The organism is Rheinheimera gaetbuli (genome assembly GCF_054781935.1).
In genome coordinates this window covers 155,962-181,300 of sequence record NZ_BAAGTL010000025.1, presented here as the reverse complement: position 1 = coordinate 181,300, position 25,339 = coordinate 155,962, and the positions used below count along the sequence as shown (strand labels likewise).

Below are 25,339 nucleotides of genomic sequence, written 5' to 3'. Positions count from 1 at the left end.
ATCATGCCAACGCCAGGCTCCAGCGCTAATATAGATATGCAAAATGTGCAGAGTTTGTTTGCGGCTCAGCCTATTTTTGATACCGACAATAACCGTATAGCAGTTGAGCTGTTGTATCGCAGCGACACTGGTGTGACGGCGCTGGAGCTGGGTGAAAATCTGGCGACAACTGAGCTGATTTATAATTTATGCAGTGGCATTTCTGCCCAGATAGCCCAGTACAATGCACCGGTTTTTATTAATGTTTGCTCTGATTTCCTGATGTCCAGCAGTTTTTTGCCGCTCGAGGCTGATAAAGTAGTTGTTGAGTTGGTTGAACGCATTGCGCCAAGTGCAGAGCTTATCGCCTGCGTTGCGGCATTAAAGCAGCGTGGTTTTCGTTTTGCGTTGGATGATTTCGAGTTTACCCCCGAGTGGGATCCATTGATTGCACTGGCCGACATTATCAAAGTGGATATTTTACAATGCTCCTTTGACACGATACGCGAACAAATGTTGCGCTTGCGCCGGTTTCCGTTAATTTGGTTGGCAGAGCGGGTCGAAACGCCAGAGCAGCTGCAGCAATGCAAAGCTTTAGGCTTTACCCAGTTCCAGGGGTTCTTTTTAGCCCGGCCTGAATTAGTTACAGGTAAAAAACTTCCAGTGGCAACGCTAAAACTGGCAGAGCTGATTGACAACCTGTTTCAGCCTGAACCTGATATTGCAAAATTATCCCGGCAATTAAACGATGAGCCTACCCTGGTCATTGGTATGCTGCGTATAGCGAACAGCCCACTGTACAGAAAAACCCGTGAAGTCAGCTCGGTAAAAGATCTTATCGTTCGGTTGGGGCTTGATGTGGTTAAAAAATGGGTGCTTATGTTTGCTGTACTGAACAATTGCAGCCCGGCAGCAGCCAGTTTAATTCTTACCCGGGCTTACACTGCGCTGCGGCTGGCTGAACACTGGCATTTAGATATTAACAGGCAACTTCAGTGCTTTTTAACGGCGCTAATTTCCGGCGTTGATGTGTTGTTCGGTGTGGCTCCTGCTGAGTTTGTCGCCGGGCTAAACATTGCACCAGAGATTAAAGAGGCAATTTGTCAGGGGCAAGGCGACGCCGCCAAAGCCGTTGTTATAGTGCAATCCATCGAGCAAACCTATTCAATGAAAATGTTAACTGATGACATAGCCCAACAGTATTTTAGTTTGTACAACCAACAGCAGTATGAGGTACAGCAAAAGTTTCGGCTGTTTGCCGGTAGTTAGGCTTGCTTCGCCCGCAATTATGGCTTTTAGCCATTAACAACACCTGTTACTATAGCCGCCGATTTATTCGCCTTACTGCTAGCACCATCTTATGACTTTTCGTGTAAGTCATTAACTGATGGCGTTGCAGCAAGATGCTAACCCTTTGAACAAAAAACATGTGACCCTTGGTATGGGCCACCACTGTATAAGGATTTATCATGCCAGTTATTACTCTGCCTGATGGCAGCCAGCGCGCTTTTGATCATGCCGTTTCCGTTATGGATGTCGCCAAAGACATCGGCCCGGGCTTAGCCAAAGCCACCATCGCCGGCAAGGTGAATGGCCAGTTAGTCGATGCCTGTGACCCTATCACGACAGACTCAACCTTAAGCATTATTACCAGCAAAGATCAGGACGGCCTGGACATTATCCGCCACTCTTGTGCGCACTTATTAGGCCATGCCATTAAGCAGCTGTGGCCGAATGTTAGAATGGCCATAGGTCCGGTAATTGATAACGGCTTTTACTACGACGTAGATTTAGACCAGCCAATCAGCAGCGACGATTTAGCCAAGCTTGAGCAGCGTATGTTCGAACTGGCAAAAACCGAATACGACGTGATCAAGAAGAAAGTTAGCTGGCAAGAAGCGGTTGATACCTTTAAAGCCCGTGGCGAAAGCTACAAGCTGGAAATCCTTGAGCAAAACGTCAGCCGTGATGACCAGCCCGGTTTGTATCACCATGAAGAATATATTGATATGTGTCGTGGCCCGCATGTGCCAAATATGCGCTTTTGCCAGCACTTTAAAATTATGAAAGTGGCCGGCGCTTACTGGCGCGGCGACGCAAAAAACAAAATGTTGCAGCGCGTCTACGGCACCGCCTGGGCTGATAAAAAGCAGCTGGCAGCCTATTTGTTGCAGTTAGAAGAAGCCGAAAAGCGCGATCACCGTAAAATAGGTAAAGCGTTGGGGTTATTTCACTGGCAGGAAGAAGCACCGGGTATGGTGTTTTGGCATAACGACGGCTGGACCATCTTCCGTGAGCTGGAAAGCTTTGTGCGCGAAAAACTGGGTGAGTACGACTACGACGAAGTAAAAGGTCCGTTAATGATGGATCGCGTGCTGTGGGAAAAATCCGGCCACTGGGAAAAGTACGCCGACAATATGTTTACTACCCAGTCTGAGCACCGCGAATATGCCATTAAGCCGATGAACTGCCCGGGCCATGTGCAGATATTCAATCAGGGCTTAAAGTCTTACCGCGATTTACCACTACGGATGGCTGAGTTTGGTTGTTGCCACCGTAACGAGCCATCAGGCGGCTTACACGGTTTAATGCGCGTGCGTGGCTTTACCCAGGACGATGCGCATATCTTTTGCACGGAAGACCAGGTGCAGGCCGAGGTGACCAAATGTATCCAGATGGTATTTGATACCTACAGCACTTTTGGCTTTAAAAACGTCGCAGTAAAACTGTCTACCCGGCCGGCACAGCGTATCGGCACCGACGAAATGTGGGACCGCGCTGAGCAGGGCTTAACCGAAGCGCTAAAAGCCAATGACATCGCCTATGATTTGCAGCCGGGCGAGGGCGCGTTTTACGGCCCGAAAATTGAATTTACTCTGCATGACTGTTTAGGCCGTGCCTGGCAGTGCGGTACTGTGCAGTTAGACTTTGCTTTACCAGGCCGTTTAGGTGCCACTTTTGTCGCAGAAAGTGGCGAAAAGCAAACGCCGGTAATGATCCACCGTGCCATTTTGGGTTCAATTGAGCGTTTTATCGGTATTTTAATTGAAGAGTATGCCGGTTTATTTCCTGCCTGGTTGGCGCCGACTCAGGTTGTGGTAATGAACATTACCGATAATCAGGCCGAATATGTGCAAAATTTAGTAAAAACTTTCAAATCTCACGGTATTAGGGTCATAAGTGACTTGAGAAATGAGAAGATAGGCTTTAAAATTCGCGAGCACACGCTTAAGCGCATTCCTTACCTTGTTGTCGTTGGTGATAAAGAAATGGAAGCCGGTGATATTGCACTGAGAACGCGCAAGGGTGAAGACTTGGGTAAGATGTCTGTGGAAGCTTTTGTAGAAAAGCTGACTACAGAAATTAAGACCCGGGTGTAAACCCAGTTAAGCGATAAGAATAATTTTCGGAGGAACATACTATTAAAGTAGGAAAGAAGACATTACCTGCAAACCGTCCTAACAGGATCAATGAAGAAATTAACCTGCCAGAGGTACGGTTAATTGGTATTGAAGGTGAGCAACTGGGTGTAGTAAGTATTGCTGAAGCCATTCGTTTGGCTGAAGAAGGCGGCGCAGATTTAGTAGAGATTAGCCCGACAGCCGAACCGCCAGTATGTAAGTTGATGGACTACGGTAAGTTCCTGTTCGAAAAGAGTAAAGCTCTTAAAGAGCAGAAGAAGAAGCAAAAACAGATCCAGATTAAGGAAATAAAATTCCGGCCTGGAACTGATGAAGGCGATTACCAGGTAAAACTACGCAACCTGCGTCGCTTCATTGAAGAGGGTGACAAAGCTAAAGTAACGCTGCGCTATCGTGGTCGTGAAATGGCGCATACTGAGATCGGCATTGAGATGTTAAATCGGATTAAAGAAGATTTATCAGACATTGCTTTGTGCGAATCTTTCCCCTCACGGGTGGAAGGTCGCCAGATGATCATGATGCTGGCCCCAAATAAGAAGTAATAAGTGCTTTTAAGTGTAACCCCGCACTGCAAAGGGCGGGGCTGACGCCTTATTATTCGTTGTAACTTAACAATGCGAGTTTTTAACTATGCCAAAGATGAAAACCAATAAAGGTGCTGCGAAGCGTTTCAAAAAAACCGCTTCTGGTAGCTTTAAACGTAAGCAATCACACCTTCGCCACATTTTGACGAAGAAGACCTCTAAGCGTAAGCGTCAGTTAGGTCCAAAAACCTTAGTCGCTAAAGTAGACATCGCCGGCTTAGTCCGTTGCATGCCGTACGCATAATTAATTAGGAGTCTGACATGCCAAGAGTTAAACGTGGTGTAACGGCGCGCGCGCGCCATAAGAAGGTATTAAACCAGGCTAAAGGTTACTACGGTGCCCGCAGTCGTGTTTATCGTGTTGCTTTCCAAGCCGTTATTAAAGCCGGCCAATATGCTTACCGTGACCGTCGTCAACGTAAGCGTCAGTTCCGTCAACTGTGGATCGCGCGTATTAACGCGGCGTCACGTATGAATGGTTTATCTTATAGCCGTTTCATTGATGGCCTGAAAAAAGCCTCTGTTGAAATCGACCGTAAGATTTTAGCTGACATCGCAGTATTCGATAAAGCAGCCTTTACTGCTTTAGTGAGCAAAGCGAAACAAGCCTTAGCAGCGTAATTTACCTTGCTATGAAAAAGCCACCTTGCGGTGGCTTTTTTTATGCTGAGACAAACTGTGGCTTAGTTAACTGCGGGCGTGAATTGCAGAATTAACTGATTATTTTTAAACAGTTGCAGTTTTTCGCCATTTACTTCAGCCCGATCTGCTCCTTGCAGTGATTGAGTAAATTGCTGTTCCAGTTCGCTGCTTTCAGCACAGAATTTACGGGTGCTGATAAGGGGTTGTACACTCAGTTGGTTAGAGCGCTGTTTATAGTTGCCGTTAAAGTTGTTACAGCCGGCAAAGCCGTACAGGCGTTCATTTTGATCGAATATTACCCGAACATTAAGTTGCTGTGGGATATAACGATCAGTGAGTTTTTCAGCGCGCCAGACAATGCCCTGCATTCTGCCCGGGGTATTTTGGTCCGGGCACACGGCGCCTGGCCAAAACTGTTCAAATTTATCAATGAATAAGGTTTGCTGTTGATCATCCTGACCGCGTCGTCCTTGCAGGGTGGCGATCACAGCCTTGCCTTTGTATCGCTCATCTTGTTGATACTGTCGCATTACCGGTAAATGAAACTGCGTATTGGCGACATTTAATGTATCACCGCTGCGGCAACTGGTGAAGGTAGCCAGGTTATCCTTCAGCTGATACAACCCCAGCATAGCTTGACGGGTATCCAACTTTTTAAATTCGGTTTCGCGCCGCAACTGATAGTTCAGATTGCTGGTGATAGGTTTGCCGCTTAGATCCAGCATAGTCAGCTGATTATTTGACAGAAAGTGAAACGCTGGCAGCGTTTGTTGCTGGTTTACCAGATGCAGGTTGCGTTTCTCCAGTAACCAAACACCTTTTACAATACTCACTTTGCTGCGTTCCAGATATTCCTGCCGCGCTTCAAAGCGTCCATCACGATATAAATTAATATGGTAAGTAATTCCCGGACACTCTGCGCAGGGCAGGGTGCCAATAAAGCTCATATCGCTGTCGATAAAGATATGTTCGAAATCGGTGGCTACAGCCTGTGCCACAGCAGAATTTTCTACCACTATTTCTTCCGGTGGTGCTGAAATTTTGGTTTGTACCGGCTGTATTAGCTGGGTTTCAGCGGTTTTGCGGTCTGACGGCAACTGACTACAGGCTGATAGGAGCAGGGCTGTACTAATGAGCAAGCGCTTTTTCATCTGGATTCCCTGGTAAAGGTTTTCGCTATTATATCGGATTTCGGCAACAGCATTAACTGCTATTTATCGTTGGCAACAACACATTTAATCGCTTGTACAACCACTGCTGCGGCGTGATCAGGCGTCTCTTGCATAAAGCAATGACCACCGCTGAATGGTTCGATACTGACAGCAGTATTTCGTTTTTGCCATTTGCATAACGCTTTATAAATAAAGTCGTAGCTCTTATCGCCATAAACCACATGCACCGGCGGGCAAGGACGGGCTAGTTGCCGCCAGAGTTTATCCGGGTATGAAGCAAAAATATCCGCTTCACGCTGTGGCTGGCATTTTAAACTTAAGCCATGCTCACTCGGTTTTAACGCATGGTCAATATAGGCTGCCAGTGCATCGGGATGCCAGTTGGCGAACATACCCCTGTTGGTAAGATAGCTGGTGGCAGAATCCCTGTCTGGCCAGTGTTGGCGCCGGCGCAGTGCAGCTTTGGCCAGTGGGTTTTTATGATATAGCCGAACGCCATTGAGGGTGCTCATCAGAGTGAGCATGGTTGGCGTAAACAGCACCGGGTCGAGCAAGATAGCACTGTTAAATGGACTAGGTGCAGTAGTATGGATCAGGGCGGTTAATACGCCACCAAAGCTGTGGCCGACACCATATACAGCAGCACCAGGGTATAACGCTTTGTGTGCCAGCCAGGCTGCAGCGGCCAGCTCGGCACTTTTATTCCAGCCGACAAAAGGGCCACCATGGTCGCTGTCGCCATGGCCTTGCGCATCGGACAAAAACAAATCGAAATCCTCTGCCAGCAGCTGAAGCATTGGCTGGTAAATACGGCTGCAAAAACCGTTGCCGTGCAGCATATGCAATACCGGCTTACCCGTTGCTTCACTGCGGTAGCCACGCAGGGTAAAACCGGCGGGCGTATGATAAGACCACGGAACTAACTGCAAGGCACTCTCCTTTAGTGGCAAAACGGCGTTAAAGTGCCACGCTTTGCCGTCGCAGACAAGCGGGCAGTGTTATTTGGTGCCAAACAGTTTGTCGCCTGCATCACCCAGGCCAGGCAGGATATAGCCGTGCTCGTTCAGGCAGCGGTCGACAGCAGCGGTATACAGCTCAACATCGGGATGGGCTTGGCGCAACGCGGCTATACCCTCGGGAGCGGCAACCAACACCAGCGCTTTAATGTGCCTGGCGCCATGTTGTTTTAGCAGATCTACTGTGGCAATAAGTGAACCGCCGGTCGCTAGCATAGGGTCTACTACAATAGCCAGACGTTGTCCGAGATCAGAGGCCAGTTTTTGAAAATAGGGCACCGGTTGTAAAGTCTGTTCATCGCGGTAAATGCCTACCACACTGATACGGGCGCTGGGTAACAGTTCCAGCACGCCGTCTAACATACCCAAACCGGCACGCAGTATCGGCACTATGGTGACCTTTTTGCCCTGAATTTGTTCTATGCTAACCGGGCCACTCCAACTGTCTATCGTAACCGGCTCTGTCGCCAGATCTTTGGTGGCTTCGTAGGTTAACAGGCTACCCAATTCAGCTGCCAGTTGGCGAAATTGTTTGGTGCTAATATCGGCTGCGCGCAGCAAGCCAATTTTATGTTTTACCAATGGGTGCTTAACTTCTGTCAATGTCATCTGTTTAATCCTCTGTTTATCGCAGCTAAGCATAACGCAAGCGGCTTTTTCTTGCAGTTTGCACCGAAGCATTATACAAACGGCAGGCATAATTAAAGCAACGTCGCAGGGACAACAATGCAAGTTAAATTACCACGTTTTGTATTGATACTCAGTTTATTACTTGGAGGTGCCAGTATGGCAAACGCGAAGCAACTCGAGCTGGAACGCTTGTTTGCCGATCCGGCATTGAGTGGTGCTACACCGCGTTCTTTAAGTATGGCGCCGGATGGTAGCAGAGTTACCTACCTTAAAGGCAAAGATGCCGACGCCAACAGACTGGATTTATGGCAATACCATATTAAAGAAGGCAAACACAGTCTGTTGGTTGATGCCGATAGTTTAATCAGTGGTGCGGAAACTTTATCGGATGAAGAGAAAGCCCGTCGTGAGCGTATGCGTTTATTTGCCTCTGGTATTATCAGCTACAGCTGGTCAAAAAACAGTGACGCCTTGTTGTTTCCGTTAAATGGTGATTTGTATTACTACCAATTAAACAGCAAAAGTGCGAAAAAACTGACTGACACCAGCGAATTTGAAACTGACGCCACTATTTCGCCCACCGGGCGTTATGTTGGCTTTATTCGTCAGCAAAACCTGTTTGTGCTGGAGATTGCCAGTGGTAAAGAAACCCAGTTAACGTTTGACGGTGGCGGCGAGATTAAAAACGGCATGGCTGAGTTTGTTGCTCAGGAAGAAATGGGCCGCATGACTGGCTATTGGTGGGCGCCGGATGACAGCAAAATCGCGTTTACCCGCACCGACGAAAGTGGTGTAGCAGAGGTGGTGCGCAACGAAATTTATGCCGACGAGATCAAGCTGTTTAACCAGCGTTATCCTTATACCGGCACGGCCAATGCCAAAATTCAGCTGGGTGTAGTAACACTGCAAGACGGTAGCGTAAACTGGATTTCACATGGCGATGATGAAGATATCTATATACCGCGGGTTGAGTGGACCAAAAATCCACGCTATTTAAGTTATCAGTGGCAAAGCCGCAACCAGCAGCAACTGGAATTGCGTCTGGTTGATTTAAGCAATAACCAGCAAACAGTGTTACTTAGCGAAACCAGCAATACCTGGCTCAATCTGCATGACGACTTACATTTTTTAGCTAACGAACAGGGCTTTATATGGGCCTCTGAGCGCAGCGGCTATAAACATCTGTACTACTTTGACTTTAGCGGCAAACTTTTACGCCAGCTCACCAGTGGTAACTGGGTGGTGGATGAGCTGGATGCAGTAAACGAAAAACGTGGCATGGTGTATTTTACCGGCCGCAAAGACACGCCGCTGGAACGTCATCTGTATCAGGTTAGCCTTAAAGATGGCAACATTAGCCGCTTAACCGAAGCCGGCTTTGACCACGCCTTAGTGATGGCTAAAGATGGCAGTAGCTTTATTGACAGTTTTTCTAATGTCAGCACACCGGCTAAGGTGGCACTGCGTGGCCTCGATGGTAAGGTGCTAACCTGGCTTGAGCAAAATACACTTGATAACAGCCATCCGTTAACACCTTATCACAGTGCGCTTAATGCGCCGCGTTTTGGTACTTTGCAGGCTGAAGATGGGCAGACGATGCATTACCGGCTGTTTGCACCGAAAAACCTGGCAGCGGATAAAAAATATCCGGTTATTGTCAGTGTATACGGTGGTCCGCATGCCCAGCGCGTAACTAACAGCTGGAGCCCACGCGATCTATACCTGCATTATCTGGTACAGCAAGGCTATCTGGTATTCCAGTTAGATAACCGTGGCTCTTATAACCGTGGTAAAGCCTTTGAAGACCCGATTTACCTAAAACTAGGTGAGGTAGAACTTAAAGACCAAATCCGTGGTGTTGAATACCTGCGTAGCCTGCCTTATGTGGATGCAAGCAAGGTGGCAATTTACGGCCACAGTTATGGCGGCTATATGGCAATAATGGCGATGTTTAAAGCCGGCGACTATTTTGCCGCTGGGGTATCAGGTGCGCCGGTAACTGACTGGGCATTATACGACACCCATTATACAGAACGCTATTTAGGCCATCCTGAACAAAATGCGCAAGGTTATACCGACAGTGCCGTGTTTCCGTACGCAGATGGCCTAAAAGGGGATTTGCTGATTTATCATGGTATGGCCGATGACAATGTGTTGTTTACTCACAGTACCAAACTGTATAAACAACTGCAGGACAAAGGCTTAATGTTTGATATGATGAATTACCCTGGCAGTAAACATTCTATGTTTGGCCAGCCGGTGCAAACCCATCTGCATAAAAGCATTACGCAGTTTTTTGACCGCCATTTGAAATAAACGATAGCAAGGCCGGCAACGTTGCCGGCCTTAATTTTTGATTAGCTGATCAGGATTTACCCTGCAAATGATAACTCACTTGCGCTCTGGGGTTGAGGTATTCTGCTACCTGCTGTGGTAAAGATTGTATTTTAAGCACTTTGCTTATACTGACTTTGTCTGGCTCCAGAGTAAGTACCGGAGCTTCCAATCTGGGCACATCAGCGTCGTAAATCATCACATTAGGGCAAAGCAGATTGTCGCTGTTAACCGACATCACAATACCTACACGCTGATCTGATAACTGCACTATAGTGCCAGGCGGGTAAACACCCATCATCTTAATCATTACCCGCATTTCCAGCTCTGGCAGTTTGCCTTTCATGCTGCGATACATATATGACAAAGCATGGTGCGGTGACCGTGCTTTGCTGATATCCAGCGGGTGGCACAAATTGTCAAAGGTATTGACCACACAAACAAGGCGGGCCAGTTTGTCTAACTGGGCTTCTTTTAACCCTTTGGGGTAACCGGTGCCATCAATCAACTCATGGTGCTGCTCGACAATAGGCCAGGCTTCTGCAGGAAAGGTGTCGGTTAAGCTTACCAGTTCAACACCGTATTTAGTGTGCATTTTCAACAGGTTTTCTTCCGGACCACTGAGCGGTGTGGTTTTACGCAATATCTGGCTCGGAATTTTTATTTTGCCAATGTCATGAAACAATGCACCCATGCCAACGGTTTTAATATCTGCTGCGCTAAATTTAAGATTTTTTGCCAGCATCATGGATAACGTGGCAACGTTCAACGCATGATAATACAGGCCTTCCTGCTCTTTATTCGACGATGATATAAGATGCAGTATCAGCGAGTCGGCACCTAAAAGTACATCAGCCATGGCACCGATCAGGCTGCTGGCTTCTTCGATAGCATTGAGCGGCCGGCCGTTGACTTTTGCCATCAGGGCTTTTACCTGGATCAGTGATTGTGCATAGGCTTTTTCGGTTTTTTGAATGTCACGCCGGTTGGCTTTGGCTTGCTCAATGCGTTGCATTTTTTCGTGTTGCAGTTTTATTTGTGCTTCGCTGGCGGCCATATTAAAACTGGCCTGATCCTCGTCTGATAGCTCTGCTGGTTGCTCAACTTTCTTACTTTTTTCCGGGTAAAAAAGCACATAGTCTAAATTCAATGAGCGGATAATCTGCAGTTGTTGGCTGGTTTCAATAATCATATTTCCGGATAAAAACGGGTGTTTCATCCAGCTGCCGGGTAGTTTTACGGCATAACCCAGCTTTAATTCTTCAGGCTTAATTTTTAATACGGACAACCATAACGCTCCAAACTTAATAACTTTAACTAGTGTAAGCTTGTTACCCGACAATGCCAGTGATACAGAACAAAAAAGGCCAGAAAACTCTGGCCTTAGCACTGAAACGACACGATTAGAAGCGGATGGTGTAGCGCACTGTCCATAAACGGCCAATCCAGTCATGCACTGAGCTGGCGTAGCCATTGGTCGGTGATGATGCATAGGGTGGTTTTTTATCAGTCAGGTTACGCACTGACAGCAGCAACGATTGAGTATCACTGATGTCATAGCCGACACTGCCGCTGAAAATAAGCCAGGCATCAACTGTTTCATTGCCACCAAATTTAAAGTCGCCATCGCCAAGTTCGCTGATATAGTGCCCTGACAGGCTGGCGCTCCAGTTTTCCAGGTTCCAGTCGGCACCAAAGTCTGCAACAAAATCTGGTCGGGCAATTTCATTGGCACCGCTGAGTTTACCCAGTAGATCTTCTTTTGCACTGTCCGGTGTTATCTGACGCTGGTAATTAAAGGTTTTTGTACCGGCGGCAAACAATGAAATAGTACCCAGATTATCGGTGGTAATACGGTAATCCAGCTTAACATCTATACCGTCGGTTTCCTGGCTACCTACGTTAAAGAAGCCTGTTCTTAAAAACACTAAATCATTGCCAGCATCCAGTACACAACCAAAGTCACCATTTAAGCCGGCAACGCTGTTAGTCACTGGCGCCGTGCCGGCGATACAGGCTTTTAGCGTGGTGTTGGCATCAACATCGACAATGTCGCTGTGCTCATAGCGCCAGTAGTCTGCGGTAACCTGCAGGTTTTCTGTCAGGTTCCAGGAGAACCCCAGGTTTACCGCCTCAGAGTTTTCTGCGTTCAGGTCGCGGTTGCCAAGGGTTTCCTGGTCCAGCTCTAATTCGCTGGCTGTGGCACCAAAATCGCCGCACAAGGCATCAAACGGTTGGCTGGCACCACAGTTAATGTATGCACTGCCCAATGACTCTCCGGCGCCTAACTGCGAAAGAGAGGGCGCGCGAAAACCTGTGCTCCAGGATGCTCGTAAGATCAGATCGTCGGTTGCCCGGTAGCGCAGCGACAATTTAGGGTTAACATCGCCACCAAAATCGCTGTAGTGGTCGTAACGCAAGGCGGCAATAAGGTCGAGGCTGTCTGTGATTGGCAGGTTAAATTCGGCATAGGCTGCATATTGCGTGCGGTCGGCCGCTGCATCACTGGCACCAAGCGCAAACACGCCACCGTTCTTCGCAATAGCAGATGGGCGGTCGAAAATATCTTCACTACGATATTCTGCACCAAACACCGCGCTGATGTTACCGGCGGGTAATTGCAGGGCTAAATCACCGGCGATATTAGCGTCAACAGAAAACACTTCTGACTCACCGATGCGTGGTGCCAGTTCACGCACGGCTGCCAATGCTGCTGCATTGTTGTCCTGGCCCAGATTAAACGGATTAAAGCTGCCGTTACTTATAGCGGCATTTACTTTATCAATGCCCATGTAACCCTGCACATGGGTAATTTCGTTTTCTGTTTTACCGTAGGTGGCGGCGGTTTCCCATGACCAGTCAGCTAAGTCGCCGCGTAACCCTGCCAGCAAGCGGTAGCTGGTGGTATCGTAATCCTGAACCCGTGTTTCCGGGAAGCGTGAGCGTACACGGATCTGATTTATGGCACCGTCTGCGGCATTAATATCCCGGGCCCACTGCGGCACTAAAGGTGAATCACCGGCGACTCTGACGTCAAAGGCTGCTGCAGAGTCGTAAGCCGAACCACTGTTTTGTTGAAACATGGCCTCAGCAAAAAACTCATTACCACCGGTTAAACGATAAGTGTGATGCAGCGTGGCACCGATGGCCGTGGTATCGGGCTGAATGGCACGTTGTGTAACGTAGTCATAACGACAGCGTGTGCCGCCATTACTGGTGTTGCCGTCACACCAGGGCTCGGCGTAGTCGCTGCCGTCAATGCTGACGCGGGTGCTGGAATTAAGCGTCACCGTGATTGGCCTGTCGCTATTAAACAGGGCTTCGCGGTCAAAGTAATCAATCACCACGGTGGTATTGCTGTTGGCGGTATTAAAGCCGCCGACATAGGTTAAATTAGTTCTGCCAAAGTTGCTGCTGGCTGTGTCATCGCCGTAGGAAGCCGAAATTTCGTGGCCTTCAACATCTTTGCGCAAAATAAAGTTGATTACGCCGGCAATAGCATCCGAACCATAGACTGATGAGGCGCCGTCGGTGAGCACTTCAACGCGCTCAAGTGCAGACATCGGTATGGTATTAACGTTAACAAAGGAGTCGAAACCATTGCTAAAAGAATCTACTGCTACACGGCGGCCGTTAACCAAAACCAGGGTAGAGCTGCTACCGAGGCCCCGTAAACTAACACCGGCAGAGCCAGCCGGGCTGCCATCGGCGCCGCCAACACCGCCGTTTTCGGTAAAGGTTCCGGCACTGGATGCTTGTGGCAAATCACGCAGAAAATCACTTAGCGTATTGTAACCACGAGAGATTAAGTCGTTCCGGTCAAATATTTGCACCGGGTTGGCACCTTCCATGTCCACGCCTTTTAACCGTGAACCGGTAACCTGGATTTTTTCAATTTTTTCCTGTTCGGCAGCGGCTGCTTCGGCAGCTTGCGCGGTATAACCAGTCATTGCTGCCAACATGGCCACACTCAGGGTAGATAGCTTCATTTTTGCTCTAAAGTACATACACATTCCTCTGGATAGTAAACGCCGCCTTAGAAGGCGATCTGATTAAAAAGCAGTAAAATGCGTCAAAGCAAAGACGGGATAATATAAACTGCATCTGCAGGCATTGCTGCGACGGCAACACCATAAGTACCCGGTAATATTATCGGAATAGACCTCTGCCTGACGCAGAGGGAGAACTAATTATTGAACCACTCGGACAAGTAGTAAGGCGAGACGTAATAGCCGTAATGATTAACTGCACATTTTTGCATCGTTACGTCTCCTGTGGTGATAAAGCAGATTTTTCTTTGATATTAAACTCAGGCATCTGCGGTTTTCTGTCAAGTGTTTTTTAACAAATGCCGAAAATATACCCAATTGCCGATTAGCTACCAATGAAGGTTGGACCAGTTGTGCATTTGCGGCTTGACAGTTTCCTGATTCAAACGTACATTTCAAACAGGTGTTTAAAAGTGCATGGTTTATACAAGTAATTATGGCAAGTAAGCAAAGTACCCAACATAAAATCCTTGATGCGGCGCAAAGTCTGTTTGCTGAAACCGGCTTCAACGATACGTCGCTACGGCAGATCACCAGTCTGGCCGAAGTAAATCTGGCATCAGTGAACTACCATTTTGGCTCAAAAAAAGAACTGATCCAGGCGGTATTACAACGTTATTTGTTGGTGCTAATGCCAAGGCTGGATCAGGAATTTATCCGTTTATTGGCGGCGCAGCAGCCAAACAGTATCAACCAGGTGTTGTCGGTATTTGTGAAGCCCTTATTAGAGCTAAACAACGTACATCAGAACGGCACCCGAATGTTTTTACAGCTTCTTGGTCGTGGTTATACCGATGTTCAGGGCCACTTGCGCTGGTTTTTTAACCATCACTATGGCGCTGTGCTGGACAAGCTTGTGCTGCTGGTGCAGCAGGCGTGTCCAACATTGCCGCCTAGTGAGTTGTTCTGGCGGCTGCATTTCTCGCTGGGTACCGTGGTGTTTACCATGGCCTCTAACGAGGCGCTGGCAGAGATTGCCGAAGCCGACTTTAACGAAAATGTCGATATTGAAGGCGTGATCTTGCGATTGCTGCCGTATTTATCTGCAGCTATCGCTGCACCTGTACCCACAATAGCTCAATTTAGTCAAACCGCGCCTTTAGTGGCCGGTGAAGGAAGGTAATATGTTAGCTCTGTTAATTCTGGTCGTTGTGTTGGCGCTGATCCTTGGTGTTGCTGATATCCGCCGAAATTTAATTACTAAGCCTGTTTTTGCGATATTTAAGAAGATTTTACCACCACTGTCTGACACGGAGCGTGAGGCTATGGAAGCGGGGGACGTGTGGTGGGATGGTGAGCTGTTTAAAGGCAAGCCAGACTGGCAAAAACTACACAGTTTCCCTAAAGCAGAGCTGAATGCTGAAGAGCAGGCATTTATGGACAACCAGGTAGAAACCTTGTTGAAAATGCTGGACGACTACAAGATAGTACAAGAGCAGCGAGACTTACCCAAGGCAGTATGGGATTTCGTAAAGCGCGAAGGTTTCTTTGCCATGATTATTCCTAAAGCCTATGGTGGCCGCGAGTTTTCTGCTATTGCCAACTCTACTATCGTCTCGCGTATTGCCAGCCGCAGTTTAACGGCAGCCGTTACTATCATGGTGCCTAACTCTTTAGGTCCGGGTGAGTTGCTAATGCACTATGGCACCCAGCAGCAGAAAGATTTTTGGCTGCCCAATTTAGCCAATGGTACGGAAGTACCGTGTTTTGCTCTGACCGGGCCAGAAGCAGGCTCTGATGCAGGTGGTATTCCGGATACGGGCGTTGTGTGTAAAGGCATGCATGATGGCAAAGAAGTACTGGGCATTCGTCTGAACTGGGATAAACGCTATATTACGCTGGCACCGGTAGCCACTGTGCTTGGTCTGGCGTTTAAATTGTACGATCCAGACAATTTGTTGGGTGAGAAGCAAGAGCTGGGTATTACCTGTGCACTTATACCAACCAGCCATAAAGGCGTACAAATTGGCGACCGGCATTTCCCGATGAATATGGCCTTTATGAACGGCACTACCTACGGTAAAGACGTGTTTATCCCGTTGGAGTGGATTATTGGCGGCCCCGATTATGCCGGCCGTGGCTGGCGTATGCTGGTTGAGTGTTTGTCAGCGGGTCGTGGCATAAGCTTGCCAGCACTGGCTACTGCTACCGGCCACTTAGCGGCTCGTATGACGGGGGCTTATGGTTATGTACGGCAGCAGTTTGGTATGTCTATTGGTAAGTTCGAAGGTGTGCAAGAGTCACTGGCGCGGATCGGCGGCTTAACCTACAGCCTTGAAGCCATGCGGGTAATGACTGCAGGCGCTATCGATATGAAATTAAGCCCAAGCGTTGTGACAGCTATTGCCAAGTATCACATGACAGAGATGTCGCGCACACTGATGAACGATGCTTTTGATATTCATGCCGGCCGCGCAATTCAGGTTGGTCCGAAAAACTATCTGGCGCATGGTTATATGGGTATTCCCATCTCTATTACGGTAGAGGGCGCGAATATTTTAACCCGTAACTTAATGATCTTTGGTCAGGGCGCTACCCGCTGTCATCCCTATGTACTGGCTGAGCTGGAAGCCGCGGCCAATCCGGATGCAGAACAAGGCTTAAAACAGTTTGATAACTTACTGCTAAAACACGTTGGTTTTGCTATCGGTAACACCTTTGGCGCACTGTGGCAGGGCTTAACCGCAGGTGCATTTAACAGCGCGCCGGTGTCAGGTGAAACGGCCAAGTACTACAAGCAACTTAGCCGAATGAGCCGTGCTTTAGCGCTAAGTGCAGATATATCAATGCTGATTTTAGGTGGCGAATTAAAACGCCGCGAAATGCTGTCAGCTCGTTTAGGTGATGTATTAAGCCAGCTATACATTGCCTCTGCTGTACTTAAGTTCTACGAGGATAGTGGTCGCCAACAGTGTGATTTGCCTTTTGTACATTACAGCCTGCAGCGGGCGCTGTTTGAAATTGGCCGGGCCTTTGATGGTTTCTTTGCTAACTTCCCAAATCGTGTTGTGGCTCGGGTGTTAAAAACACTGGTGTTCCCGTTTGGTATTGGTTACAAGCTACCCAATGACGATGTGGCAATTCAAATATGTGAAGCGCTGTCAAAACCGGGCGTAGTTCGCGATCGTCTAACGCACTTGTGTTATGTCGGCGCCGATGAAAACGATGCTACCGGTTTAATGGAAAGAGCCTTTGTTGCTATGCATGAAGCGCAGCCTCTGATGAAAAAGATTTATCAGGCGCAGCGCGAAGGCAAGTTAGCGCGCAAGCTGCCGTTGCTGCAAACTATTGAGCTTGCAAAGAGTGCTGCGGTGATTACTGATACTGAAGCAGAACAACTCATAAAGATGAATACCTTGCGTTTTAGTGCCATCAGCGTTGACAGTTTCGCTGCGGGCACGTTGGAAGCGATGGCAGTAAAGCCTGCTGACGCCGCTTAAACAACTTGCTACACTGAAAAACGCTGCCGGGCATATTGCCGGGCAGCGTTTTTTTATTATGGAGCCTTTATGTCTGAACAAATCCAGCTGCGGTTAGCTACAGAGCAGGATATTCCAACAATACTGAACTTTATTAACGGCCTGGCCGAGTATGAAAAACTGGCCGATCAGGTGGTGGCAACAGAAGAAAAATTACGTGCTACGTTGTTCGGTGCTAAACCCTATGCCGAAGTGGTTATTGCTGAATACCAGCAACAAGCGGCAGGTTTTGCCCTGTTTTTTCATAATTACTCTACCTTTTTAGCCAAGCCGGGTATTTATCTGGAAGATTTATTCGTACTGCCACAATATCGTGGTAAAGGCGTAGGTAAGGTGCTGCTAAGTTATCTGGCCAAGCTTGCAATAGAGCGCGATTGCGGTCGGCTAGAGTGGTCAGTATTAGACTGGAATCAAAGTGCGATAGATTTTTATCAGGCGCAGGGCGCAATCATGTTACATGATTGGCGCATTAACCGGGTTACCGGAGATAATTTGCATAACCTTGCGCAGCAATATTCTACCCAGGCAGGATAATATGCATTTGACCGTGGTGGTGATGGCGAAAAATGCTGGCAGATGCAACAACTAGGGCTAAGCTTAAAGCCTGCAACTGGGCTTTGACGAATTTTAATAAGACGGATTTTGTATGATGCAATTTAAATCAGATAACAAGCAAGACGACGCTGACAGTCCGCGTGATGCTGCAATAGAATCCGTGCATATTTCTGAGCATTTTTCTCATTTTTTACAGCCACAGTTAGCCGATACTCCGCAATTAAAGACCGAGGTGTACCAGTTACGCCATCAGATTTATTGCGAAGAGCTGCATTTTGAACAGACTAACGAAGACAAAATAGAAAAAGATGCTTTTGATGAGCGAGCACTACATTGCGTTATCCGGCATTTGCAATCACAGCGCCTGGCCGGCACAGTAAGGTTAATTACCTCCACTTCAAATGATGAACTGTTGCCGCTGGAACAATATTGTGCGGCAGCACTTGATAACCCTAAATTGGCGCCATCCCGCTTTGAAAGACACGAAATCTGCGAAATTTCGCGCCTGGCTGTACCCTCGAGTTTTCGTAAAAGAGAAATAGACCAGTATGAAGGCGCGGCTACTGGTGTGTTAAATGAAAAAACATTTTCGTCACATGAGTTCCGTTGCTTTCCGTATATTCCCATTTGCTTATACCTTTCTGCTGCCGCTATGTCCTACAGAACGCGCCGCTATCATGCCTTTGTTATGATGGAACCACTGCTGGCGCGCAGTATGTCTTTTGTCGGCATTAAATTTAAACAGGTGGGCGATACCATAGAGTTTCATGGCAAGCGAGCTGCCTACTATGTTGATTCCCGCGAATTAAAACAAACACTTAAACCTTTGTATTTGAATTTACTCAACATGGTTGAAAAAGAAATTTTTGGCGCAAGTCAGTCCTGACAACTTAAACAACGGATTGATTAACCAATGTAATGCTTTCGTCTACATGATCAGCAGGGACAAGTCATGTTTAACTATACTACAGCGTTTTCACGGAATATTGGTTGGGTTACTGAAGCTGAGCAGCAAACACTTAAAACCTGTTGTGTGGCGATTGCCGGCGCAGGCGGTGTCGGTTCTGAACATGTTGTAACACTAAGCCGGCTTGGTATTAGCAATTTTAAACTTGCTGATTTCGACCAGTTTGAGCTGCACAATTTTAATCGTCAGGCCGGCGCTTTTATGTCAACCATTGGCCAGGACAAAATATCAGTGATGGAGCGAATTGCCAAAGATATCAATCCTCAAAGCAATATTGAGTTATTTGAACAAGGCATAAATGCCGGCAATATTGATCAGTTTCTCGACGGTGTAGATGTTTATGTAGACAGCCTGGATTTTTTTGCGTTGTCGGCCAGAAAGCTGGTGTTTCAAAAATGCTACGAAAAAAATATTCCTGTCGTTACGGCTGCCCCTTTGGGGATGGGCTGCGCATTTTTATGTTTTATGCCCGGCAAAATGAGCTTCGAGCAGTATTTTTGCTTTGAAGGTAAAAGTGAGGCGGACCAGTTAGTACAATTTTTAATTGGCTTATCGCCTGCAATGTTACAAAGACAATATCTGGTTGATCCCAGCCGGGTCAGTTTTGCCGAGAAACGTGGCCCGTCAACGCCTATGGCTGTTAAGTTGTGCGCCGGTATTGCGGGTACCTATGTGTTAAAAATCATACTGCAACGAGGTGACATACTGTGTGCGCCTTATGGCCTGCATTTTGACGCCTATCGCAATAAATTGGTTAAAACCTGGCGGCCATTTGGTAATCGTGGCTTGACAGCAAGAATCATGTTTCGTATTGCAAAAAAACTGGTGAAAAGTTAAGCGCTTTTGTTCTCGTTATTGGGCCGGTATGGGTGTCAGCTTTTTTTTCATCTTAGCAAGTGGGGCATAACAATATTTAAATAACGTATTGATAATAAAGTTTTTTTTATACTTGGTACGCTCTTTGCTTAGTTATGATGGTTGTATATGACTACAGAGTTTAACAAGGAGTTACCATGAAAAAGCATATTTTAGCAGCAGCGTTACTTGGCTCTGCTTGTGCCGCACAGGCCGGGCCAATTTCAATAACAAGCGACTACGGCACTACAGCAGCGTTTGAAGCACTAGGTGCCAGTAATATAGGCGTTACTTCAGTTTACACCCATTCACTTGGTGCAGGTGTCGTAACAGAAGCTGATGATTTAATTGGCCAGGCATTAACTTTTAATGATGCTGGTACTGGCTCTTTTGGTGAATTAGTGCCTATTTTTGGTACTGATTCAACCAATTATAATTCCGACTGGCGTATTACTTTTGAATACGAGTTTTCCGGTAATGCGACTCTGGTAGATGGTTTACCGCCTTTCGCTGCCGATGGCACAGTCGATGCTGACAATAATGGCCAGATCGATTTTGGCGACGGTATTATCCCTACCTATACTGCCGGCATTATCAAAATGTTTTACCACGACATATCAAACCCTGGTAATACAAATAATGGTCAACAGGTTTTAGAATTAACATTAAATTATGCTCAATTGATACCGTTTACCCCTAACGTAATATTTTTTATGGAAGTAGATTACGGCTGGTACGGCGGTGGCAGCACCCTGGTGGAAAACTTTTTTTACGATACTGAAAAAGGCAAAACTTTTTACGAGTTAAGCCAGTTAGCGCCACCACCGGTTATTGCGTTCCGTCTTGACTTTAATTTGGACGATCCTAGCCGGCCTAACGCAACACCAGACTGTGTTGATGCAGCTTGTGAAACACTAGTTCGTACTAATGACTTTAATGCTACCGGCATCTTCGCAGTGCCAGAGCCAGCTTCTTTAGCTGTATTAGGCTTGGGTTTATTAGGTTTAGGTTTTAGCTCGCGTAAGCGTACGGCTAAAGCTGCATAATATAACTGTTGCGCTTTACCATCTGGTAAAGCTGCAAATAAAAAAGCCGGTTTATCCGGCTTTTTTTATGTCTGCAACTCAGTGTATCGTGTTGTAATAATGCAAAAAGCATAAAGCGGATAACCACTATCCGCTTACCGTGCTTTACACGATAACCTTAATTGCTAGCTTGTTGCTGCAGCGCTTCAAGTTTACGTTTTACTTCTCGGTCTGTGCTGTTAACCGTGTCTAGAATCACTCTGGCCTCATCGCTGCGGTTTGCTGTTAGCAGGGCTTCGGCATATATCAGCTTAATGTCGATGCTGTCTGGCTTTAGTTTATAGGCTTTTTCCAGTTGTGTTATGGCCTCTGCGGTGTTGTTGGTGCGCAACAGTGCTGCGCCATAGGTGTCAAGAACATCGGGGTTATCTGGTGCCAGAGCAATAGCCTTTTCGGCGTACGTTAAGGCTTCAGCGTAATTTTTATTTTGTAGCAGCAGCCAGGCATAGTTATTCAACAGTATGAAGTTTTCAGCATAAGTGTTTAACAATGAGGCATAAATGTCCTGCGATTTTTGCGGATCTGATGAGATTAACAAATTGGCATAGTACGACATCAACATTTCTGATGGCTCAGTGTTGGCGATATGCTGCTCTATAAACTCAACACCTCTGCGCAACGAGTATTCTTTGGCATATAAATCAGCAACAAGTGTAGCTGTTGTATTGTCCGGTTCTTTGTCGTAGCTGGCAAGCAAGGTTTCAAGTGCTGGCGCAGGTTTGTTTAACAACAATAACAACCGACCTTTAAGCGCCAATGTCAGGGCTGTATCGGCGACATTTGCTGGCAGGCTGTTTAGTTCGGTTAATGCTGCGTCATATTGTTTAAGCGTTTCAAGTGCTGCAGCGGTTAACAGCGTAAGCTGAACATGGCCGCTGTGGTTGTTTTTTAGCAGGTTTAAGGTACGTAGCGCATCCTGGGGTAATTTTTCTCTTAGCAGTAAATTTGCGTAAGTTAACCCCGGCTGGATAGCATTAGGTTGCTGCTCAAACCAGCCCTGGCTCAGGCGTAAGGCATCTTTAGGTTTATCTTGCTTAAGTGCTGAGTCAATCAGCAGAACCCAGTGTTCTGGTTGCCTGTCGCTTAACCGGGGCGGCTGTTGCTCTAACAACTTACTGACTTCGCTAAACTGAGATTCAGCGCTCAGCATTTTGGCAAGCGTAAGGCGCAACATATAGTTGCCTGGATTAGCCTGTTCAGTTTTTTTTGTCGCAGCAATGACAGCTGCAGTGTTGTTTTCTTCTTTTGCCAGCATATATGCCAGGCGTATAGCAGGAATGTAGTCAGGGGCTTTTTGTAATATGGTGTTGGTAAGACTGGTTGCAAGTTGCGTATTATTTTGCTGTTTAGCAATCGCAGCCTGCAGCATTAATGTTAGCGGGTTGTCGTCACTAAATTCAGCGGCTTTGCTTAACCATTGCTGCGCGTCATTAATGTTTTGTTGCAGTAAGCTGCTATAGGCCTTTACGTTGTAACCTAAATTTGCTGTTTCTGCATCAGCAAGCCAAGTGTCGGCAAGCTTTTCAGCTTGGCTAAACTGGCTGTTCTTCAGATAACTGGCAACCAATACCAACCGCGTTTGATGCATGCCGGGTGCCAGTAACAATGCTTGCTCAAGATCTCTTATTGCGGCCAGTTCTTCACCTGGGATAGACATTTTAAGCTGCCCCACCGCACTGAGGCTTTGTGGTGCATCTGACATACTGCTTTCGTATTTGGCAATAAGTTCACGTGCTGCGGTATTGTTGCCTTGTTGGACCAAATTAAGTGCAGTGCCAGCGACCAGACGGATATCTTCGTCAGTCATTTGCATGTTCAACAGTTCTTGTTTGGCGCTGTCGGTTTTGTTTTCTTTAAGCTGCATGGCTATATAAATACGCTGCAATTGTGGAAATGCATCCAGATGTTGCTCAATAGTGCTTAAATGATGCAGCGCCTGGCTCTCTAAACCTAATTTGATAGAGGCAACAGCAGCCAGTATTCTGGCCTGGGTTGTTCTGTAGCCTTTAGATAACGCCTTTTCTACGTATTCTTTAGCAGCTGTGTAATCTTCTTCGTGCATTGCTGCAATTGCAGCCAGATAATTTGCCAGCGGTTGATCAGGGGAGACGGCAAAGATTATTTTTAACTGCTCTTTTGCGTCGTTGTATTTTTCCAGTTTTATGGCAACTTGTGCCGCTTGCAGACGGGCTTTAAATTGTCTGGGCTGCAATTTTATGTAATTTTTTAGTTCGGTATAGGCTGCTTGATCTTCAGACAGGGCAATTAACAAATTTGCTTTGAGGTATAGCGTTTCCTGTTGATGTGGGTGGTCCTGCGCTAGCGATGCTAATAAGTCAAAAGCATCCTGATACTTGCTCTGTGGGATCAGCAAGTTTGCTTGTGCATAGGCTGCAACACCCGTTTTCTCGCTATCGGCCACGCTTGAAAACAGGTTTAATGCCTCATCTACGGAACCCAGCTCCAGCTCGGCCATGGCTTTGTATAAAGTAACGTAGTCTTTTATTTCAGGTGGTAGCGCGGTGTCCTGATACAGTGCTAGAACACCGGCATAGTTAGCGGCCAGATAGGTCGCCCGAATTAACGGCAAGCCCACATCAAGCAAGGCTTTGCCGCCAGCAAAGGCACGTTGCAATTCTTTTTCAGCTGAATGTACATCGCCAATTTGTAAATACAAAGTACCCAGGGTATAGCGATATTCACTATTGTCAGGGGTTTGTTGTATTGCTGACTTTAACTCAATAACAGCTGCATCGTACTGTTGCTGATTAATATAATTTAATGCGTCGGTATAGTGGCTGGCGGCATCTTTAGTACCGCAGCCAGTAAGTAAAGCCAGTGACAAAGCACTGGCTAAAAGAGTTTTTTTACTCATGTTATACGCTCCCTGTAATGGAAATATAAGCTTGGTTTATTTAGCCGAAGATGCCTCTGGTATCTATTACAACCTTGGTCGCAACGTCAGCCGGGTGCAAGGTTTTAAATTGCTTATGGTCAACCAGCACTACCAGCACATTGGCACGCTCTAACGCTTGTGGCAGCGGTGTCAGCTTGTCATTATGCATGGCATATTTAGCTGGCAGCTGCCTGATATTGGGCTCGACCAGCAATATTTCACCAACGTTGTCGCTTATCAGTGACATGGCAATATCCAGTGCCGGGCTTTCCCGTAAGTCATCAATATCGGCCTTGAATGCCAGACCTAAGCAGGCAATAACCGGTTTTTTAAACTGATCGGCAGCCTGCTTAATTTTGTCTGCTACATAGTGTGGTTTACTGTCGTTTATTTCGCGAGCCTTACGAATGATTTGTGCCTGCTCTGGTGCAGAGTCAACAATAAACCAGGGATCAACGGCTATGCAGTGGCCACCCACGCCCGGCCCGGGCGATAAAATATTCACCCTGGGGTGGCGGTTGGCCAGTTTTATCAGCTCCCAGACATTGATCTTAAGATGATCACAAATCATCGACAGCTCATTGGCAAACGCGATGTTGACATCGCGAAACGAGTTTTCGGTCAGTTTGGCCATCTCAGCAGTGCGGGCATTGGTTAGCAGGCACTCGCCGCGGACAAATAAATGATACAAGTCAACCGCCCGTGCCGCGCAGCGCTCTGTAATGCCACCAATAATGCGGTCATTGCTGACCAACTCTTGCAACACCCTGCCGGGTAACACACGCTCCGGACAATGCGCTATATACACATCCGCTTTATCCGGGTCTTGGTGTGGCATGACTAAATCGGGGCGTAGCTCGGCCAGCCAGGCTGAAATCTGGTCGGTAGTACCAACCGGTGAAGTTGACTCCAGTACAATTAAATTTCCCTTAGCGATAACCGGTGCGATGTTTTCCAGCGCAGCACGAATATAACTTAAGTCCGGGCTTTTATTGTCTTTAAACGGTGTGGGTACAGCTATCATAAAGGCTTCGGCTGGCTCTGGTGTCAACGAAGCTTTCAGTTTGCCGGTGGTTACCGCGGCTTGCACCAGCATGTCTAAATCAGGCTCAACAATATGAATTTTGCCTTGATTAATGGTGTTAACGGCATGCTCAGATACGTCCACGCCCAAAACGTCAACACCACGTGAGGCGATAACGGCTGCTGTGGGTAAACCTATATAACCTAAACCGATAACTGAAACCCGCGAGAATGTGTGCATACTGTTTCCTAAAACGCTAATGCGGAACTAATTGGTGCAGCCAGCGGAACAATCGACAATCAGGCGGCTTGCTTTTGTTCGATAAACTTACGCAACTGACCAAAGCTTTCAAATACTTCAGCAGAGATTTCATCGTCGTTAACCACGATGCCCAGTTGATCTTCCAGTTCGGTAATTACCGCGATAACGGCCATAGAATCAAACTCCGCTATGGCGCCGAGCAACAAGGTATCGTCATTAAAATGTTTATCTATTTGTAAAACGCTGCGGAGTATATCTGCGAGTAACTGCTGGTGAGACATGTTGCATTCCTTAAATAACAAACTAAATTCCCTGCTTTACATCCACGACCGGCCACTTTAGTAAAAAGCGACAAATTACAGTCGGTTTTTTTGCAAAACTGTTTTATT

Annotated in this window: 20 protein-coding genes; 12 read left to right on the top strand and 8 right to left on the bottom strand. The window is 47.1% G+C overall.

The window, feature by feature from the left end:
* The first annotated feature begins 3 nt into the window (after positions 1 to 3).
* The 5 genes from ACYVIC_RS15950 to rplT all read left to right on the top strand — a co-directional run bounded on the left by ACYVIC_RS15950 (position 4) and on the right by rplT (position 4,606).
* On the top strand, positions 4 to 1,248 hold the full coding sequence (locus tag ACYVIC_RS15950) for an EAL and HDOD domain-containing protein (protein ID WP_460861555.1): 1,245 nt from the start codon (positions 4 to 6) through the stop codon (positions 1,246 to 1,248).
* A 200-nt stretch (positions 1,249 to 1,448) separates the two neighbouring features.
* On the top strand, positions 1,449 to 3,359 hold the full coding sequence (thrS, locus tag ACYVIC_RS15945) for a threonine--tRNA ligase (protein ID WP_460861554.1): 1,911 nt from the start codon (positions 1,449 to 1,451) through the stop codon (positions 3,357 to 3,359).
* Between the two features lie 41 nt (positions 3,360 to 3,400).
* Positions 3,401 to 3,943: a translation initiation factor IF-3 gene (infC, locus tag ACYVIC_RS15940; protein WP_460861682.1), complete on the top strand. Its 543-nt coding sequence runs from the start codon at positions 3,401 to 3,403 to the stop codon at positions 3,941 to 3,943.
* A gap of 88 nt (positions 3,944 to 4,031) precedes the next feature.
* Entirely contained in the window at positions 4,032 to 4,229 is a 198-nt protein-coding gene (gene rpmI / locus ACYVIC_RS15935; RefSeq protein ID WP_027672243.1) for a 50S ribosomal protein L35, read from the top strand.
* 17 nt (positions 4,230 to 4,246) lie between these two features.
* Positions 4,247 to 4,606, top strand: a complete 360-nt coding sequence (gene rplT / locus ACYVIC_RS15930; protein ID WP_068235207.1) for a 50S ribosomal protein L20 — start codon at positions 4,247 to 4,249, stop codon at positions 4,604 to 4,606.
* Between the two features lie 62 nt (positions 4,607 to 4,668).
* Here the strand turns inward: rplT and ACYVIC_RS15925 are convergent, their stop codons facing one another.
* From ACYVIC_RS15925 to upp, 3 genes are all read right to left on the bottom strand, one after another.
* Positions 4,669 to 5,778 (bottom strand): META domain-containing protein, encoded by a 1,110-nt coding sequence (locus ACYVIC_RS15925; RefSeq protein ID WP_460861552.1) that lies wholly within the window; start codon positions 5,776 to 5,778, stop codon positions 4,669 to 4,671.
* A gap of 59 nt (positions 5,779 to 5,837) precedes the next feature.
* Positions 5,838 to 6,728, bottom strand: coding sequence for an alpha/beta fold hydrolase (locus tag ACYVIC_RS15920; RefSeq protein ID WP_460861550.1), 891 nt, complete (start codon positions 6,726 to 6,728; stop codon positions 5,838 to 5,840).
* 69 nt (positions 6,729 to 6,797) lie between these two features.
* The gene (gene upp, locus ACYVIC_RS15915; protein ID WP_460861548.1) at positions 6,798 to 7,424 is read right to left on the bottom strand and encodes a uracil phosphoribosyltransferase; all 627 of its coding nucleotides are present in this window, start codon (positions 7,422 to 7,424) and stop codon (positions 6,798 to 6,800) included.
* Between the two features lie 117 nt (positions 7,425 to 7,541).
* On the opposite strand from upp, the gene ACYVIC_RS15910 reads away from it, so the two are divergent.
* The gene (locus ACYVIC_RS15910) at positions 7,542 to 9,761 is read left to right on the top strand and encodes a S9 family peptidase (RefSeq protein WP_460861546.1); all 2,220 of its coding nucleotides are present in this window, start codon (positions 7,542 to 7,544) and stop codon (positions 9,759 to 9,761) included.
* Between the two features lie 49 nt (positions 9,762 to 9,810).
* On the opposite strand, the gene ACYVIC_RS15905 is transcribed toward ACYVIC_RS15910, so the two are convergent.
* A complete protein-coding gene (locus ACYVIC_RS15905; RefSeq protein ID WP_460861545.1) occupies positions 9,811 to 11,067 on the bottom strand; it encodes an HD-GYP domain-containing protein in 1,257 nt (418 codons plus the stop codon).
* A gap of 115 nt (positions 11,068 to 11,182) precedes the next feature.
* A complete protein-coding gene (locus tag ACYVIC_RS15900; protein ID WP_460861543.1) occupies positions 11,183 to 13,786 on the bottom strand; it encodes a TonB-dependent receptor in 2,604 nt (867 codons plus the stop codon).
* A 478-nt stretch (positions 13,787 to 14,264) separates the two neighbouring features.
* On the opposite strand from ACYVIC_RS15900, the gene ACYVIC_RS15895 reads away from it, so the two are divergent.
* The 6 genes from ACYVIC_RS15895 to ACYVIC_RS15870 all read left to right on the top strand — a co-directional run bounded on the left by ACYVIC_RS15895 (position 14,265) and on the right by ACYVIC_RS15870 (position 20,730).
* On the top strand, positions 14,265 to 14,951 hold the full coding sequence (locus ACYVIC_RS15895; protein WP_460861541.1) for a TetR/AcrR family transcriptional regulator: 687 nt from the start codon (positions 14,265 to 14,267) through the stop codon (positions 14,949 to 14,951).
* Position 14,952: 1 nt separating this feature from the next.
* A complete protein-coding gene (locus ACYVIC_RS15890; protein ID WP_460861540.1) occupies positions 14,953 to 17,268 on the top strand; it encodes an acyl-CoA dehydrogenase in 2,316 nt (771 codons plus the stop codon).
* A gap of 69 nt (positions 17,269 to 17,337) precedes the next feature.
* A complete protein-coding gene (locus tag ACYVIC_RS15885; protein WP_460861538.1) occupies positions 17,338 to 17,841 on the top strand; it encodes a GNAT family N-acetyltransferase in 504 nt (167 codons plus the stop codon).
* 112 nt (positions 17,842 to 17,953) lie between these two features.
* The gene (locus ACYVIC_RS15880) at positions 17,954 to 18,748 is read left to right on the top strand and encodes a PEP-CTERM/exosortase system-associated acyltransferase (protein WP_460861537.1); all 795 of its coding nucleotides are present in this window, start codon (positions 17,954 to 17,956) and stop codon (positions 18,746 to 18,748) included.
* A 66-nt stretch (positions 18,749 to 18,814) separates the two neighbouring features.
* The gene (locus tag ACYVIC_RS15875) at positions 18,815 to 19,666 is read left to right on the top strand and encodes a ThiF family adenylyltransferase (RefSeq protein ID WP_460861536.1); all 852 of its coding nucleotides are present in this window, start codon (positions 18,815 to 18,817) and stop codon (positions 19,664 to 19,666) included.
* Between the two features lie 176 nt (positions 19,667 to 19,842).
* Positions 19,843 to 20,730: a PEP-CTERM sorting domain-containing protein gene (locus tag ACYVIC_RS15870; protein WP_460861534.1), complete on the top strand. Its 888-nt coding sequence runs from the start codon at positions 19,843 to 19,845 to the stop codon at positions 20,728 to 20,730.
* Between the two features lie 157 nt (positions 20,731 to 20,887).
* On the opposite strand, the gene prsT is transcribed toward ACYVIC_RS15870, so the two are convergent.
* From prsT to ACYVIC_RS15855, 3 genes are read right to left on the bottom strand one after another with little or no spacing between them, the layout of a single operon-like run.
* The gene (gene prsT / locus ACYVIC_RS15865) at positions 20,888 to 23,644 is read right to left on the bottom strand and encodes an XrtA/PEP-CTERM system TPR-repeat protein PrsT (RefSeq protein WP_460861532.1); all 2,757 of its coding nucleotides are present in this window, start codon (positions 23,642 to 23,644) and stop codon (positions 20,888 to 20,890) included.
* A 40-nt stretch (positions 23,645 to 23,684) separates the two neighbouring features.
* The gene (wecC, locus tag ACYVIC_RS15860; RefSeq protein WP_460861530.1) at positions 23,685 to 24,929 is read right to left on the bottom strand and encodes a UDP-N-acetyl-D-mannosamine dehydrogenase; all 1,245 of its coding nucleotides are present in this window, start codon (positions 24,927 to 24,929) and stop codon (positions 23,685 to 23,687) included.
* Positions 24,930 to 24,988: 59 nt separating this feature from the next.
* Positions 24,989 to 25,231 carry a phosphopantetheine-binding protein gene (locus tag ACYVIC_RS15855; RefSeq protein WP_460861528.1) on the bottom strand — a complete coding sequence of 81 codons (243 nt, stop codon included), beginning with the start codon at positions 25,229 to 25,231 and terminating at the stop codon, positions 24,989 to 24,991.
* Positions 25,232 to 25,339 lie beyond the last annotated feature (108 nt).

Excerpts from the sequence above, each read along its gene's own strand:
- ACYVIC_RS15855 (WP_460861528.1), bottom strand. The coding sequence starts at position 25,231 with ATGTCTCACCAGCAGTTACTCGCAGATATACTCCGCAGCGTTTTACAA.
- ACYVIC_RS15875 (WP_460861536.1), top strand. The coding sequence starts at position 18,815 with ATGTTTAACTATACTACAGCGTTTTCACGGAATATTGGTTGGGTTACT.
- upp (WP_460861548.1), bottom strand. The coding sequence starts at position 7,424 with ATGACATTGACAGAAGTTAAGCACCCATTGGTAAAACATAAAATTGGC.
- ACYVIC_RS15885 (WP_460861538.1), top strand. The coding sequence starts at position 17,338 with ATGTCTGAACAAATCCAGCTGCGGTTAGCTACAGAGCAGGATATTCCA.
- prsT (WP_460861532.1), bottom strand. The coding sequence starts at position 23,644 with ATGAGTAAAAAAACTCTTTTAGCCAGTGCTTTGTCACTGGCTTTACTT.
- ACYVIC_RS15900 (WP_460861543.1), bottom strand. The coding sequence starts at position 13,786 with ATGTACTTTAGAGCAAAAATGAAGCTATCTACCCTGAGTGTGGCCATG.
- ACYVIC_RS15950 (WP_460861555.1), top strand. The coding sequence starts at position 4 with ATGCCAACGCCAGGCTCCAGCGCTAATATAGATATGCAAAATGTGCAG.
- ACYVIC_RS15910 (WP_460861546.1), top strand. The coding sequence starts at position 7,542 with ATGCAAGTTAAATTACCACGTTTTGTATTGATACTCAGTTTATTACTT.
- rplT (WP_068235207.1), top strand. The coding sequence starts at position 4,247 with ATGCCAAGAGTTAAACGTGGTGTAACGGCGCGCGCGCGCCATAAGAAG.
- rpmI (WP_027672243.1), top strand. The coding sequence starts at position 4,032 with ATGCCAAAGATGAAAACCAATAAAGGTGCTGCGAAGCGTTTCAAAAAA.
- ACYVIC_RS15870 (WP_460861534.1), top strand. The coding sequence starts at position 19,843 with ATGAAAAAGCATATTTTAGCAGCAGCGTTACTTGGCTCTGCTTGTGCC.
- ACYVIC_RS15895 (WP_460861541.1), top strand. The coding sequence starts at position 14,265 with ATGGCAAGTAAGCAAAGTACCCAACATAAAATCCTTGATGCGGCGCAA.
- ACYVIC_RS15880 (WP_460861537.1), top strand. The coding sequence starts at position 17,954 with ATGATGCAATTTAAATCAGATAACAAGCAAGACGACGCTGACAGTCCG.
- ACYVIC_RS15925 (WP_460861552.1), bottom strand. The coding sequence starts at position 5,778 with ATGAAAAAGCGCTTGCTCATTAGTACAGCCCTGCTCCTATCAGCCTGT.
- wecC (WP_460861530.1), bottom strand. The coding sequence starts at position 24,929 with ATGCACACATTCTCGCGGGTTTCAGTTATCGGTTTAGGTTATATAGGT.
- thrS (WP_460861554.1), top strand. The coding sequence starts at position 1,449 with ATGCCAGTTATTACTCTGCCTGATGGCAGCCAGCGCGCTTTTGATCAT.
- ACYVIC_RS15890 (WP_460861540.1), top strand. The coding sequence starts at position 14,953 with ATGTTAGCTCTGTTAATTCTGGTCGTTGTGTTGGCGCTGATCCTTGGT.